Source organism: Nocardioides sp. NPDC087217 (genome assembly GCF_044744805.1).
Taxonomy (GTDB): Bacteria; Actinomycetota; Actinomycetes; order Propionibacteriales; family Nocardioidaceae; genus Nocardioides.
In genome coordinates this window covers 19,796-33,080 of the sequence record NZ_JBIUZB010000005.1, presented here as the reverse complement: position 1 = coordinate 33,080, position 13,285 = coordinate 19,796, and the positions used below count along the sequence as shown (strand labels likewise).

Sequence of the window (13,285 nt, the reverse complement as noted above, 5' to 3'; positions counted from 1 at the left end):
CAGAACCTATGGGTTACCGCGTGGTAGCCCCAGCTGGAGAGCGCCTCAGAGGAGCGCGTGGGTGCGGCCCGGCTCGGGGCGGACAGCGCTGGCCTCGTCGGCCTCACGCGCCGCCCTGCGACCGCTGCCGGCGGCCGTCGAGCCGGTGAGCGCGAGGTCGATGCGGATGATGACGAACGCGATCACCAGGCCGATGAGGATGCTGTAGACGACCGAGAGAGCCGCCTCGGCGAGCCCGACGTCGGGGTTGAGGAACGTGCTGGCGACCGGCGCGGTGAGCGCGACACCGAAGAGGCAGACCCACCAGCCCTGGCGGCGCCGGGAGCGCATGTGGGTGCCCCAGACCAGCGCCGGGACCCCGAAGAGCGCCTGGATCGGGTGCGGGTAGCCACCGATGTGGATGCGGCACCAGCGCTGCATGTCGTCGACCGAGTCCATCAGGCCGGTGCTGCCGTAGCGGCGCAGCATCTCGGCGTAGATCAGGGTGAGCGCGAGCATCAGGCCACCGATGCCGACGATGATCGCGCCGCGCCGACCGAGGCCGTGCAGGCCAGCACCGAGGCGGTAGACCGCGAAGAAGGCGATCGCGAGCGAGCAGGCCAGCGTCGCGTACTCGAATCGGGAGACCATCACCACCGGCTCGAAGCCGAGCGCGGCGAAGCTGCCGAGCGCGGCGATGCCGACAGCGATGAACGTCTCCCTGATCGTCTTCGGGAAGCGACGCGACGGGACGGTGGCCATCACCGCGAGGACCGCCGCCACCGATGCGACGAGAACCGCCGCACCCGTACGCAGCGCCTCGTTGTCCACGAGCACCACGACGATCCCGGCAACCCCTGCCAGGGAGCCGAAGATCAGCGGGCGGCCACCGGTGCGGTGGGCCAGCGCGAAGGTGTAGGCGGTGCCGACCACGACGGCGCCGAGGCCGCCGAAGATCTCCGGGCCCAGGTCGAAGGCGCTGACCACGAGGCCGAGCACACCGACGGCGAGCGCGACCAGCCAGATCGCCCGGACGGTGCCGGCGGTCAGGCTCTCGATGATGCCGAGGCCCGCGCGGGCGGCACCGGCTCCGGGGACCCGCGGCTGCGCGAGGAACGAGGTCACCTTGGCGGCGGTCGTGGGCCGACCGGACGTCTCGGTGTCGTAGGGGCCGGCGGGCTCGTGGACCGGCTCGAGATGGCCGGACTGGTAGGGGTCGGGCTGATACGCGGGCTGCTGGATGTGGGGTGGCGTCTGCGGCGCCTGCGTCAGGCCGGTCGTACCGAGGTAGGGAGCAGGCGTGGAGTAGGCCGGCGCCTGCCAAGCACTCGGCGGCGGCGCGGTCGGCCCGCTCAGGGCCGGCGCGGGCTCGGGCCGGAACTCCGGCGCCGGGTAGCCGCCGTAGGAGGGTTCCTCCGGTGCCGTCCGCGCGGCTCGCTTGCCCGTGTAGCCGTTCGGCTCGTCGAACTGCTCCGGCTCGGCACGGCCGGCGATCCGGCGACCACCGCCCGTGGAGGGAGGCTCCTGAGGCGTCTGACGCTCGTCGTACCACGTCTCATCGGCCCAGCCGTTCTCGCTCCAGCCCGGGCCGTTGCTCTGCCCGCCGAAGGTCTGGCCGGTGTCCTGATAGCCGTTCCAGTCGTCCTCCGCCCACTGGTCATACGCCAGCGCCTCGCTCGAGGTCGGCTCCACGTAGGCGGGTGTGGGCTCGCTACGACCGGCTGCACGACGGCCACGCTTGCTCTTGTCAGCGCGACGGCGGGGGGCTCGGTCCATAACAGGCGAGGATACCGGGGAAGGGGTGAACCTAACGAGTCATCGATATCCGTTTACCGCTGTGACGCGGAGTTGTTGACCGAGGTCACATTCTGCGGTTGACCAGGGAGGGGTTGGTGCGACGCGCCTCCGCGAGCACCGCTCGATCGATCGTCGCGGAGAGGATCTCGTCGCCGTCGCCGGCCTCGGCCAGGACGTCCCCGAGAGGGTCGACGATCATCGAATGACCGCAGTAACGAGGGGCCGACTGGGCGGCCGCCGCGATGAAGACGGTGTTCTCGATCGCACGCGCTCGCACGAGGGTGCGCCAGTGGTCGACCTTGCGCGGACCGGCGACCCACGCGGCCGGCAGCACGATCAGCTCGGCTCCCTGGTCGACCAGACGCCGCGCGAGCTCGGGGAAGCGCAGGTCGTAGCAGGTCATCAGCCCCGTCGGCACCCCGTCGATGTCGACCACGACCGGCTCGACCGCGCCCGCTACCAACGCGTCCGACTCCTTGTAGCCGAAGGAGTCGTAGAGATGGATCTTCCGGTACGCCGCCTCCGCACCGCCCCGCACGAGCAGGGTGTTGAACGGCCGACCGTCGGCATCGCCACTGGTCTCGAGCATCCCGGCCACCACCGTGGCGCCGCGCTTCTCAGCCACCCGGGACAGCTCGGTCCCGAAGGGCCCGTCCAGGGCCTCGGCGTACGGACTCAGGTCGGATCCCGGCTTGCCGAAGTCCCTGGCGAAGACCTCGGGGAAGACGACCAGGTCGCTGTCGGCGGGAGTCAGCTCGCTCAGGAGGGAGCGGTTGGCGTCGGGTTCGAGGCCGGAGGCGTGCTGCACGAGACTGATCCGGAGGCTGTTCCAGGTGGTCACGTCTCCAGACTAGAGTCCCGCTGTGTGAGCGAGCGTCAGCGAGTGAGCCGTCGAGCGACGGAGGTGGCGGCGTGACCGCTTGGGACGAATGGGAGCCGTACGCAGCCGTGCTGCTCGCCGGAGGACGCAGCTCCCGCCTCGATGGGATCGACAAGTCCGGCATCGAGCTCGGCGGCCGCACGATGCTGGCCTGGGCGCTGGACGCCGTCGTCGACGCGATGGAGGTCGTCGTCGTGGGCGATCCGGTGCGCACCGAGCGTCCGGTGACCTTCGTCCGTGAGGACCCGCGCTTCGGCGGCCCGGTCGCCGCCCTGCTGACCGGCGTCGACGCGTTGCTGACCCCGCGGGCGTACGTCGGGGTGATCGCCGTCGACATGCCCTTCCTGCGGCCGCGGACGCTGTCGCGACTCAGGGAGGCGGCGTTCGGTCACGACGGCGCCGTGCTCGTCGGGCCCGACGAGCGCAGGCAGCTGGCCCTGGTCCTGTCCACCGAGCGGCTCGCCGAGGTCCGCCCGGACCACGAGGTGCAGCACGGGATGCCGTTGCGCAAGCTGCTGGCCGACCTCGATCTCGTCGAGGTCCCCTCGGAGGGCGACGAGCACCGCGACATCGACACCTGGACGGACCTCAAGTCGCTCTGAGGAGTCGTCGTGGCGGCTCGCGCGCGAGCTGTAACACGCTGTTACACCGACTATCCGGTCGTTCAGAACGACCGGATAGTGCTACGAACGACGTGTTACACGACGCCGGGGCCGCAACTCACCACCGCTCGGCACCCCTAGGGTTGAGGCATGCGAGCCGTCGTAGCCGAGCAGCCCGGAGGGCCCGAGGTCCTCACCGTCACCGACCGTCCCGACCCGGAGCCGGCAGCTGGTGAGGTCGTGATCGACGTCGCCGCCGCGGGCCTCAACCGGGCCGACCTGCTGCAGCGTCAGGGCTTCTACCCTCCGCCGAAGGGCGCCAGCGACATCATCGGGATGGAGTGCAGCGGCGTGATCTCCGCGGTCGGCGAGGGCGTCGAGGAGTGGCAGGAGGGCGACGAGGTGTGCGCGCTCCTGGCCGGGGGCGGCTACGCGACGAAGGTCGCCGTCCCGGCAGGACAGGTGATGCCGGTGCCCGAGGGCGTGGACCTCGTCACCGCCGCCGCGCTTCCCGAGGTCACCACCACCGTGTGGTCCAACGTGTTCATGGTCGGCGGGCTGACTCCCGACGAGACGTTCCTGGTCCACGGCGGTGCCGGCGGGATCGGCACCATGGCGATCCAGCTCGCCAGCCAGATCGGCGCCCGGGTGATCACCACGGTCGGCTCGGCCGAGAAGGCCGAGCTCGCCAAGTCGCTCGGCGCCGAGGTGGCCATCAACTACAAGGACCAGGACTTCGTCGAGGTCGCCAAGGTCTACGGCGGCGCCGACGTCATCCTCGACAACATGGGCGCGAAGTACCTCGCCCGCAACATCGACGCCCTCAACCCCGAGGGCCGTCTGGTCATCATCGGCATGCAGGGCGGCACCAAGGCCGAGCTCGACATCAACGCTCTCCTCCGCAAGCGGGCCGCGGTGATCGCCACCAACCTCCGCGGCCGCCCGGTCGAGCAGAAGGCGACGATCTGCGCCGAGGTCGTCGAGCGCATCTGGCCGATGGTCGAGGCCGGTGAGGTGAAGGCGGTCGTGCAGGACGTACTCCCGCTCGCGGAGGCGGCCGAGGCACACCGGCTCATGGAGTCCGGCACGCACACCGGCAAGATCCTGCTGACCACCGCAGGCTAGGTAGGGTTGAGCGCATGACGCAGGAGCAGACCGGGGAAGTCGTGGTCATCGGACCCGACGGGCAGCCGATCGCGGTGCCCGCCGACGTACTCAAGGACGCCACCGCGCCGGAGGCCGACGGGGACGAAGAGCGCGATGTGACCGACCTCGTGGAGCAGCCCGCGAAGGTGATGCGGATCGGTTCGATGATCCGCCAGCTGCTCGAGGAGGTGAAGGCCGCTCCGCTCGACGAGGCCTCCCGCAACCGGCTCCGCGAGATCCACCAGGCCTCGATAAAGGAGCTCGAGTCCGGGCTCGCGCCCGAGCTGGTCGAGGAGCTGGAGCGGCTCTCGCTGCCGTTCGCCGAGCAGCAGACGCCGTCCGAGGGTGAGCTGCGGATCGCGCAGGCGCAGCTGGTCGGCTGGCTCGAGGGTCTCTTCCACGGCATCCAGACCGCCATCTACGCCCAGCAGGTCGCCGCACGCGCCCAGTTCGAGCAGATCCGCAAGGGCCTGCCGCCGGGTGTGAGCCTCTCCCCCGAGGGTCAGCCGACCCCCGGCCAGGGCGGGCCGCAGCAGGGCGGCCAGCACGACCACGGCGACTCCTCCGGCGGGCTCTACCTCTAGGCAGAGGGGTGGATGTTCACCGAGGTAACTCGGTGAACACCAACCTCCTTCGTGGAACTCCGCGAGGGAAGTGAGCACCCGCCGAGTTACCTCGGTGAGCATTCACGGCAGCGGCCCACCAGTCAGCGCGACCACCACGCCGACCGCCGCGGCGAGCAGCAGCGTGAGCACGACCCCACGCTTGAGCAGCAGCAGGAGTACGCCGGCGCCAGCCAGCACCACCCACTGCCACCATTCGCTCGTCGCCATCGCCAGCGGGACCGCAGAACCGAGGATGGCACCGATCGCAGCCGGCCCGGCGCCGTCGAGGAAGGCACGGGCCAGAGGCGAGGAGCGCAGCGCCTCGAAGTGCCGTCCGCCCGCGATGATCATCACGAACGACGGCCCGAACGCGATCACGGCAGCACCCAGTGCCCCGAGGAGTCCGGCGGCCGCGAACCCGACGACCGCGACGGTGTGGACGACCGGGCCCGGGGTGATCTGCCCGAGCGCGACCGCGTTGAGGAACTCGGCGTCGCTCATCCAGCCGTAGCGGTCGACCGCATCGGACTGCATCAGCGGGATGATCACGAACCCGCCGCCGTACGACAGCGCTCCGACCTTGAAGGCCGTCCACGCCAGCGGCGCTGCCACCGCGGTGGTGAGCGCTCCCTGGGCCAGGACCGGCACGGTCAGGACGGACTGGAAGGAGTTCGTACGCCACGGCCTCCGCATCGCCACCTCGACGAGCCCGGCGCCCACGAGCACGAGGACGACCCAGGCCCCGGTGGTCGCGGCGGCGACGGTGCCGACGACCGCGTAGAGGATCCATCGCGGACGCGACGGGGTCCGCTCGTAGGAGGAGGGCACCAGCGCCCAGCCCGCCTGGACCGCGACCGCGGCGACCGCCGCACCGGCACCGGCGCCGGCACCCAGCACCCACGCGGGCGGGTCGCCCAGGAACAGCGCCGCCAGGGCGAGGATCAGCACCAGCCCCGGCAGGATGAACGCGAGCCCGCCGACCAGAGCGCCGAGCGCTCCACGGACCCGCCAGGCGGTGAAGATGGCCAGCTGGGTCGACGAAGGTCCGGGGAGCAGGTTGCAGGTCGCGATCGCGTCCTCGAACTCCTCCGGCTCGACCCAGCCACGGCGCTCGACGACGGTCTCGCGCAGGAGGCGGATGTGGGCGGGCGGACCGCCGAACCCGATGACGCCGATCCGGCCCCACTCCCGAGTGATCTCCACCAACGTGGTCATGACGCGCAGCGTACGGGCTCGGCCTGATGTTCCTCAGTCGTGGATTTTCTGTAACCCCAAAGTGGCGAAAAGCTGCGTCATGACCTGTCCGCGACCCCGTTTCTCTCACGTGAAGGCCGCCGGACAACGGGAGCGGCCAGCGCCGTCCGCCGAGAAGAGGAACACCATGGCTACCACCACGATCACCGCACGTCACCGCAGTGACCTGACCGCCGTCGAGTCGCTCCGCAACAACGTGCTCGACGCCGTCCGCAGCCTCCGCAAGCCCGACCCGTCCGAGCACAAGCACCGCGGCGGGATGCCGCCGGCCGTCGGCACCACGATGTTCGGCGTCGCCGCCGTGGCAGCCACCGGCATCGTCGCGCTCGGCGCCTTCCGCTGACCATGCGCCTACATCTTCGGTCCGTCGTACACAGCCTGATGCTGTGGGTGGACGCCCTGGGCCTACTGAGGGGGAGGGCCAGGGCGCGGTCGGGGGGCCGCACCACGGACTGAGTGTCGTCGCACGAGCGGGATCGGGGGATTCACGCTCGAGCAGACGGCACGCGCGAGAGGTCTCGTCGCACCGAGGGATGTCGACCAGATCTCGCAAGACCGCAGCCGACCATCGAGGGGGATGGTCGGCTGCGGCGTTTCCAGAGCCCGGTCGTCAGGCCGGGACCGACGACTCCTCCACCCATCCGCCATCGGCAGGGTCGGAGGCGGCCGCGTCGCGGCGTACGTCGGCGTCCTTCCACAGGTCGAGCAGCACCGCCGGCCAGATCTCCTCATCGGTCGCCGCGAGTTCTTCGCGCGTCCACCAGCGGTGCTCGGCCATGGTGAGCAGCTCCTCCGCGGTGTGGCCGGCGGTGGAGACCTCAAAGGCCGGCACCCAGCACGCGTAGAAGACGTCGACCTGGTCGATGACCACGTCGCTGTAGCCGTGCACCACGGTGCGCCGCATCGTCGGCCCGAACAGGTCGGTCTCGGCGACCCGGAGGCCGGTCTCCTCCTCGAGCTCGCGGACCGCGGCGACCCGCTCGCTCTCGCCTGGATCGATGCCGCCGCCGGGGGTGATCCACCAGCGGGCTCCCGGGACGCCCGGGTCGGAGTCGGCGAAGAGCAGGATCCGGTCGCGGTCGTCGATCAGGAGCACTCGGACCGTGCTCCGGGTGCGGCGGGGCCGCTTCTCCGGAGGTACCGAGACGAAGGTGCGTGGGGAGTCTTCCTCGGAGGCCATGGCGCCATCCTCACCCACGCGGCGCGTACATGATCACGCCCATCCCGGCCAGGCACAGCGCCGCACCGGCGATGTCCCAGCGGTCGGGCCGGTAGCCGTCCATCGCCATCCCCCAGGCGATCGAGCCGACGACGAAGACACCACCGTACGCAGCCAGGATCCGCCCGAAGTGGGCATCGGGCTGCAGCGTGGCGACGACGCCGTAGAGGCCGAGCGCGATGAACCCGGCGCCCACCCAGAGCCAGCCGCGATGCTCCCGCAGCCCCTGCCAGACCAACCAGGCGCCACCGATCTCGGCGATCGCGGCCAGCACGAACAGCAGGAGCGAGCGGAGGATCAAAAGCCGTCGCCGATCAGGTGCGCACCGCCCAGCGGGTCGTTGTTCCAGGAGATCGTCGTCCAGCCTTCCTCCAGGCTGCCCTCGACGACCGCGAGGCCGGTGTTGCGGATCCGGTTGTCGTCGCCGAAGGCGGGCGACCGCGTGGTGCGCAGCCCGGTCCACATCCGGATCGCCGCACCGTGCGAGACGATCGCGACGGTGTCATCGGGATCGTGCTGCTTGACCACCGACTGCACCGCGGCATCGAAGCGCGCCAGGAACTCGTGGCCGGCCTCGCCGCCCGGGACCGGGGTCTCGAGCGTGCCGCGGATCCAGTCGCCGAGCGCCTCGAGATAGGCCGTCACCGACTCCGTGTCGGTGGCCATCTCCAGGTGGCCGGCGCTGATCTCCTCGAACCCCTCCTGCACGACGACCGGCATCCCGAGCCGGTTGGCGAGCGGCTCGGCGGTCAGCTGCGTACGCACCAGCCGGGAGGCGTACAGACCCGCGATCCGCTCCCCCGCCAGCGCATCCGGCACCGCCGCGGCCTGGGAGAGTCCGAGCTCGGTCAACCCCGCCCCCGGGAAGGCAGTGTCGAGCGCCCCCGAGACGTTGCTCGGGGTCTGGCCGTGTCTGATCAGCAGAAGTCTCATATGCCGGTAAGGGTACGGGACCCACCGTGCTGGAAGTGACGGACTAATGTGAATCCGGACGAACTACTTCCGGGAGCCGCCACGATGGGACACGACGAGAGCCCGACCGCTCGGGCGCTGCTCACCCTCGAGCTGCTGCAGTCCTCCCCCGGCATCACCGCCGAGCGCCTGGGCGAGAGGCTGCGAGTCACCGAGCGCGCCGCTCGCCGCTATGTCGCGATCCTGCGGGAGGCGGGAATCCCGGTCGAGTCCGAGCGCGGTCCCTATGGCGGCTATCGCCTCGGCCGAGGCATGCGTACGCCGCTGATCTTCACCACCGCGGAGGCGCTCGGGCTGGTGATGGCCCTGCTCGACGGCCACCACGACATCGCCGACGCCACCGGCCCGGTCGGGAGCGCGGTCGGCAAGATCGGCCGGGTGCTGCCCGAGTCGCTGTCCCAGACGGTGGCCGCGGTGCGCCGTACGATCTCGGCCGTTCCCGACCAGAGCGCCGTCTCGCCCGATCCCGACGTCACCACCAGCCTGGTCCAGGCCTGCGACTCCCGGCGACGCACCACCATCGCCTACACGACCGAGAACGGCAACGAGCGCAAGATGGTCGTCGACCCCTGGGCGGTCGTCGTACGCCACGCCCGCTGGTACCTGCTCTGCTGGTCGCACACCGCCGGCGCACGCCGAGTGCTTCGCGTCGACCGGATGGGCGCCGTCGACATCGAGGAGACCAGCTTCGTACGTCCCGAGATCGACCCCGTCACCGAGGTCGAGGAACACCTCGGCGAGGGCTGGGCCTATGCGGTCGAGGTCGTCTTCGACGCGCCGTTCGCGGAGGTCGACCGCTATCTTCCGCGCGTCCTCGGCCGCCTCGAGCCGATCGACGACGACCACTGCCGTCTCGTCGGGAGCACCAACAGCCCGGACTGGTACGCCCAGGAGCTCGCCCGCCGCGCCGTCCCCTTCCGGGTGGTCGAGGGCGACGAGGTACGCCGCTGCGTAGCCGTCCTCGGCCAGCGACTCCTCGACGCTGCCGCCCGCTGACGCTCTCCGGCCGATTCGGGGTAGTCCGGGATCGAACTGCCCATTACTGGTGAGTATTTGGGCAGTTCGCTCCCGGACTACCCCGGACGAATCGTCAGGAGAGCCGTGCGGGGAGGTGCGAGTAGCCGCGGAGGATGCGGGTGGGGTGGCGTTCGCGGTCGCCGACGAGCTCGAGGCCGGGGAAGCGCTCGAAGAGGAGGCGGAGGCCGATCTCGCCCTCCATCCGGGCCAGTGCGGCACCGAGACAGAAGTGGCGGCCGCTGGAGAAGGAGAGGTGGTCGCGGGCGTTCTCGCGGGTGACGTCGAAGGTGTGTGGGTCGGTGAAGACGGCGGGGTCGCGGTTGGCGGCGGCCAGAACGGTGTTGATGATCGTGCCGCGCGGGATCGCCTGGCCGGCGATGGTGGAGTCGCGTCGGGCGACCCGGCCGGTGAGCAGCACCGGCGGGTCGAGCCGCAGGATCTCGTCGGAGGCGTTCGACCACAGGTCGGGCTGCGCCTTGAGCACCTCGAGCTGATCGGGGTTGTCGTGGAGCAGGGCGATGCCGTTGCCGATCAGGTTCACGGTAGTCTCGAAGCCGGCCGCGAAGACCAGCCCGGCGATCGCCCGCAGCTCCCGCTCGCTGAGCCGGTCGCCGTCGTCGCGGAGGGCGACGAGCTGGCTGAGCAGGTCGTCACCGGGATGCTCGGCGAGATACTCCAGATGGCCGCGGAGCCAGGTGTCGAACTCCTCCAGGGAGGCCTCCATGTCGCGGAACGTGCGCCAGCCCAGCCCGATGTCGAGGCTCAGCGCCGCGCCCTTGCCGAGCTCGAGCATGCGTTCGCGCAGGTCGACGGGGACACCGAGCACCTCGGAGATCACCGTGATCGGCAGCAGCCCGCAGTAGCGGGTGACCAGGTCGACGTCTGCCCCGGACGCGGCCTCCTTCTCCAGGTCGTCGAGCAGCTCCCGGGCGATCTCCTCGGTGCGAGCGCGCAGCTTCTCGACCGCACGCACGGTGAAGACGCGGGTGACCAGCTTGCGGTAGCGGGTGTGCTCCGGCGGCTCGGTCGCCAGCAACGATGGCGGCTGGAGCGGGGCGAAGACGTCGCTGGCCGACCAGTTCGCCGCCCGCGCCAGCAGGCCGGTGCCCGACTCGTCGGGCGCGAAGAACCCGGTGATGAAGTCGTTGCTGGTCAGCACCTCCTTGATGACCTCGTGGTCGACCGCGAGGTGGCTGAACCCGCCCTGGTAGAGCGGCCCGCGCGCACGGAACTCCTCGAACAGGCCGACCAGATCGAAGGTGTGCGACCCGGGCCCGCTCAGAATCAGGTCGCCCTGGAGGTCACCCTTCCGAGCGGACCGAACGATCGCCGTACGCGGCAACCCGTGCCCCAGCGCCCAGCGCACGCCCTGCTTGGCGTTGCGCTCCACCGCGCCCAGCGTCCAGCCCAGCGTCCGGCCGGCAATCGTGCGGGTGCCGACGGGCGGCGTGATCTTGAGCGGCATGCGAGACCTCCGAGGCGCAGGAACACGTTCTCATGCAGCGTACGCCGCACCGGAGGCCGCCACATCCGACCGTGGTAGCAATTCAGCCCAGGCAGGTCAGCGCCGCACGAACTCGCGATCGCCCTTGGGCCAGGAGTGGGTGTAGCCGGTGACCTTCTTGGCGCCGTCGACCCGGACGCTCCACTCCGCGTGCCCGGAGGCGACCGGCTTGACCACGACGAGCTGGTTGGGCTCGGTGATCGTGACCGTACGCGTGAACCGCTCCGGCGCACCCCACGGATCCATCGCGATCGTGGCCGTCACCGGCAGTCTGCTGGCGTCGATCCGCAGCCCGATGGCCTCGGTCATCGCGATCGCCTTCACCGACAGCGTCCTGGTCGGCTCGGGCGCCGGCTTCTTGGTCGGCTTGGGTGTCGGAGTCGGCGTGGGAGTCGGCGTCGGCTCGACGCGCACCGAGGACGCCGAGGCGCTCGGCGAGGGCGCCTCCGAGGGCGTCTCGTCGCTGGCCCCCGCACTCGGCGCCGACTGCTGGCTCTGCGGCTCCTTCTGGTCGGAGGAGTCCACGTCGGAACCGGTCACGACGCCACGTACGACCTCGTAGATCAGGATCAGCAGCAGGATGGCGAGGACGACCAGCACCACCCGGCCGCGACGGGTCATCCGCGACCGTCGGTAGGGGGTCGATTCCAGGTGGTGAAGCGGCACCAACGGTCCGGCGACGGCCCTCCTGGCGGGGGTTCCGCGCGCTGGTTCGGGTTCTGGTTCGGGCTCGGGCTCCGCTTCCGGCTCTGGTTCCGGCTCAGGCACCGGCGCAGGCGCCGGAGGCGGGGCGGGTGCCGGGGGCGGCGCTGGCTCGGGCTCGGGTTCCGGCTCGGGCTCGGGTTCCGGCTCGGGCGCAGGCGGTGGCTCGGGCGCAGGTGGCGGCTCGACAGCTGGCGCCGGAACAGCCAGGACCGGCGGCACGTACGGCTCAGGCTCGGGCTCGGGGTCCGGCTCGACGACGCCCTGAATGATCACGGGCCCAGCGCCGGCAGGGAGCCAGGCCGCGCCGGGTACGTCGTCGGGCGAACCGTAGCTCCCGAAGACCTCGAGGGTCTCGACGTCGGTGACCTGCCCGTCGGGATGGACGACCATCCGGACGCGGGCCTCGTCGTCGGTCGCGACGACCTGCACGGGCTTGCGGCTCGGGCCGGCGAGCTGTTCCCGCACGGCGCGGATGCCCGCCTGGTGCGGGTCCTCCCCCCACGGACGATCCACCACCAGCCCGTTGAGCGTCGTGACCCCGCGGGTGACGGAGAGGATGGCTGTCTGCTTCCGGGCCATCAGCGGCCTCCGGAAGGGTCAATGCACACGTGTGGGGTCCTCGCGGTGGGGAAGCGGGCAACGGGCTCGGAAAGTGTGTCGTTCAAGCCTCAACAGGGCAACTCACACGCGCAAGCCCTACCCACCAGTTACCGTCTTGTCAGCCTGCCTTGTCAGGCGAGCTCGCGAACCCTGTCCTCGAGGAAGTCGTCGAGCATGTCGACCGCGACCTCGTTGGCAGCTTGGATCTTGTCCTGGCTGACACCGCAGATCCGCAGGCACGAGGAAGCGATCGCCCACGCCTCTGGGCACGTGATCCTCCGGACCGAGTCCTCGTTGAGCATCTCGGTGCGCATGTTGATGACGCCTTCGACCTGCTGGATGAGCATGTTGCCCAGCTGCTTCAGGCTGACACCCTCCAGCACCTTGTCCGAGGCCACCTTGCTGGCGAGATCGGCGTAGGCGGCGGCCAGCTGCTCGTGTTCCTCACGGAACTCGTTGTAGACCTCGCCCTTGGTCACGTCCGGCAGCATGTAGAGCATGCCGACGTTATGCGGCACATCGGCAAGCGTGCGTACGTCGACGAGAACCAGCAGATAAAGAGCTGTTTCATAATCGAGCGGCGGCACCTGGTTGAGGATCTTGTCGACCTTGTCCGTGGTCGGACGAACCGACTTACGGAGCAGCTCGACGAGGATCTCGTCCTTGCCTGCGAAGTGGTAGTAGAGAGAGGCCTGACGGATGCCGACCTGGTCGGCGATCTCGCGCGTGGACGTCGCTGCGAAGCCTTGGGACACGAAGAGTCGCGCAGCGGCATCGAGGATCTGGTCACGGGGTGAGGCGGTACCCGAATCGGGCACATGCCTGGGGCGGCCGGGCCGAGAACGCCTAGTTGTCATGTACGCCATCTAAGCGGCCTCCCGAGTTTCGGGGAAGACTCGAAAGAGTCTTCTTCCCCTAAAGAACAGAGTCGAAAGTCCCACAGGAGGGTTGAATTCCCTGTCAACAAAGTGTATGGCAGGAAGAACCGATAAGCGCGGCACAGCA

General features: G+C 70.2%; 14 protein-coding genes. 5 read left to right on the top strand and 9 right to left on the bottom strand.

The window, feature by feature from the left end; genetic code table 11:
- Positions 1–45: 45 nt before the first annotated feature.
- Both ACIO3S_RS20810 and ACIO3S_RS20805 read right to left on the bottom strand, forming a co-directional pair.
- Complete coding sequence (locus ACIO3S_RS20810; protein WP_400467606.1) at positions 46–1,755, bottom strand: hypothetical protein; 1,710 nt, start codon at positions 1,753–1,755, stop codon at positions 46–48.
- A gap of 85 nt (positions 1,756–1,840) precedes the next feature.
- On the bottom strand, positions 1,841–2,617 hold the full coding sequence (locus ACIO3S_RS20805) for a carbon-nitrogen hydrolase family protein (RefSeq protein WP_400467604.1): 777 nt from the start codon (positions 2,615–2,617) through the stop codon (positions 1,841–1,843).
- Positions 2,618–2,688: 71 nt separating this feature from the next.
- On the opposite strand from ACIO3S_RS20805, the gene ACIO3S_RS20800 reads away from it, so the two are divergent.
- The 3 genes from ACIO3S_RS20800 (at position 2,689) to ACIO3S_RS20790 (ending at position 4,988) form a co-directional block, all read left to right on the top strand.
- Positions 2,689–3,258, top strand: a complete 570-nt coding sequence (locus ACIO3S_RS20800) for a molybdenum cofactor guanylyltransferase (RefSeq protein WP_400467602.1) — start codon at positions 2,689–2,691, stop codon at positions 3,256–3,258.
- 150 nt (positions 3,259–3,408) lie between these two features.
- Positions 3,409–4,383 carry an NAD(P)H-quinone oxidoreductase gene (locus ACIO3S_RS20795; RefSeq protein WP_400467600.1) on the top strand — a complete coding sequence of 325 codons (975 nt, stop codon included), beginning with the start codon at positions 3,409–3,411 and terminating at the stop codon, positions 4,381–4,383.
- A 14-nt stretch (positions 4,384–4,397) separates the two neighbouring features.
- Positions 4,398–4,988, top strand: coding sequence for a bacterial proteasome activator family protein (locus ACIO3S_RS20790; protein WP_400467598.1), 591 nt, complete (start codon positions 4,398–4,400; stop codon positions 4,986–4,988).
- A gap of 102 nt (positions 4,989–5,090) precedes the next feature.
- Here the strand turns inward: ACIO3S_RS20790 and chrA are convergent, their stop codons facing one another.
- Entirely contained in the window at positions 5,091–6,224 is a 1,134-nt protein-coding gene (gene chrA, locus ACIO3S_RS20785; RefSeq protein ID WP_400467596.1) for a chromate efflux transporter, read from the bottom strand.
- A gap of 166 nt (positions 6,225–6,390) precedes the next feature.
- Here chrA and ACIO3S_RS20780 point away from each other — a divergent pair, with 166 nt between their 5' ends.
- Positions 6,391–6,606 carry a hypothetical protein gene (locus ACIO3S_RS20780; RefSeq protein ID WP_350713821.1) on the top strand — a complete coding sequence of 72 codons (216 nt, stop codon included), beginning with the start codon at positions 6,391–6,393 and terminating at the stop codon, positions 6,604–6,606.
- Positions 6,607–6,873: 267 nt separating this feature from the next.
- Here the strand turns inward: ACIO3S_RS20780 and ACIO3S_RS20775 are convergent, their stop codons facing one another.
- Genes ACIO3S_RS20775 through ACIO3S_RS20765 form a run of 3 tightly spaced genes read right to left on the bottom strand, consistent with a single transcriptional unit; the run spans position 6,874 to position 8,415 of the window.
- Positions 6,874–7,443 carry an NUDIX hydrolase gene (locus ACIO3S_RS20775; protein WP_400467594.1) on the bottom strand — a complete coding sequence of 190 codons (570 nt, stop codon included), beginning with the start codon at positions 7,441–7,443 and terminating at the stop codon, positions 6,874–6,876.
- 10 nt (positions 7,444–7,453) lie between these two features.
- The gene (locus ACIO3S_RS20770; RefSeq protein ID WP_160026218.1) at positions 7,454–7,783 is read right to left on the bottom strand and encodes a YnfA family protein; all 330 of its coding nucleotides are present in this window, start codon (positions 7,781–7,783) and stop codon (positions 7,454–7,456) included.
- Positions 7,780–8,415 carry a histidine phosphatase family protein gene (locus tag ACIO3S_RS20765; RefSeq protein ID WP_400467591.1) on the bottom strand — a complete coding sequence of 212 codons (636 nt, stop codon included), beginning with the start codon at positions 8,413–8,415 and terminating at the stop codon, positions 7,780–7,782. Before ACIO3S_RS20765 ends, ACIO3S_RS20770 begins: the two co-directional genes overlap by 4 nt.
- Before the next feature lie 84 nt (positions 8,416–8,499).
- On the opposite strand from ACIO3S_RS20765, the gene ACIO3S_RS20760 reads away from it, so the two are divergent.
- Positions 8,500–9,450, top strand: coding sequence for a helix-turn-helix transcriptional regulator (locus tag ACIO3S_RS20760; protein WP_400467589.1), 951 nt, complete (start codon positions 8,500–8,502; stop codon positions 9,448–9,450).
- A 94-nt stretch (positions 9,451–9,544) separates the two neighbouring features.
- On the opposite strand, the gene ACIO3S_RS20755 is transcribed toward ACIO3S_RS20760, so the two are convergent.
- The 3 genes from ACIO3S_RS20755 to ACIO3S_RS20745 form a co-directional block, all read right to left on the bottom strand.
- Positions 9,545–10,936, bottom strand: coding sequence for a cytochrome P450 (locus ACIO3S_RS20755; protein ID WP_400467587.1), 1,392 nt, complete (start codon positions 10,934–10,936; stop codon positions 9,545–9,547).
- Between the two features lie 96 nt (positions 10,937–11,032).
- Positions 11,033–12,259, bottom strand: coding sequence for a hypothetical protein (locus tag ACIO3S_RS20750; RefSeq protein WP_400467585.1), 1,227 nt, complete (start codon positions 12,257–12,259; stop codon positions 11,033–11,035).
- A gap of 152 nt (positions 12,260–12,411) precedes the next feature.
- A complete protein-coding gene (locus ACIO3S_RS20745; protein ID WP_400467583.1) occupies positions 12,412–13,098 on the bottom strand; it encodes a TetR/AcrR family transcriptional regulator in 687 nt (228 codons plus the stop codon).
- Between the last annotated feature and the right edge of the window lie 187 nt (positions 13,099–13,285).

Excerpts from the sequence above, each read along its gene's own strand:
- ACIO3S_RS20810 (WP_400467606.1), bottom strand. The coding sequence starts at position 1,755 with ATGGACCGAGCCCCCCGCCGTCGCGCTGACAAGAGCAAGCGTGGCCGT.
- ACIO3S_RS20755 (WP_400467587.1), bottom strand. The coding sequence starts at position 10,936 with ATGCCGCTCAAGATCACGCCGCCCGTCGGCACCCGCACGATTGCCGGC.
- ACIO3S_RS20780 (WP_350713821.1), top strand. The coding sequence starts at position 6,391 with ATGGCTACCACCACGATCACCGCACGTCACCGCAGTGACCTGACCGCC.
- ACIO3S_RS20775 (WP_400467594.1), bottom strand. The coding sequence starts at position 7,443 with ATGGCCTCCGAGGAAGACTCCCCACGCACCTTCGTCTCGGTACCTCCG.
- ACIO3S_RS20765 (WP_400467591.1), bottom strand. The coding sequence starts at position 8,415 with ATGAGACTTCTGCTGATCAGACACGGCCAGACCCCGAGCAACGTCTCG.
- chrA (WP_400467596.1), bottom strand. The coding sequence starts at position 6,224 with ATGACCACGTTGGTGGAGATCACTCGGGAGTGGGGCCGGATCGGCGTC.
- ACIO3S_RS20750 (WP_400467585.1), bottom strand. The coding sequence starts at position 12,259 with ATGGCCCGGAAGCAGACAGCCATCCTCTCCGTCACCCGCGGGGTCACG.
- ACIO3S_RS20760 (WP_400467589.1), top strand. The coding sequence starts at position 8,500 with ATGGGACACGACGAGAGCCCGACCGCTCGGGCGCTGCTCACCCTCGAG.
- ACIO3S_RS20795 (WP_400467600.1), top strand. The coding sequence starts at position 3,409 with ATGCGAGCCGTCGTAGCCGAGCAGCCCGGAGGGCCCGAGGTCCTCACC.
- ACIO3S_RS20790 (WP_400467598.1), top strand. The coding sequence starts at position 4,398 with ATGACGCAGGAGCAGACCGGGGAAGTCGTGGTCATCGGACCCGACGGG.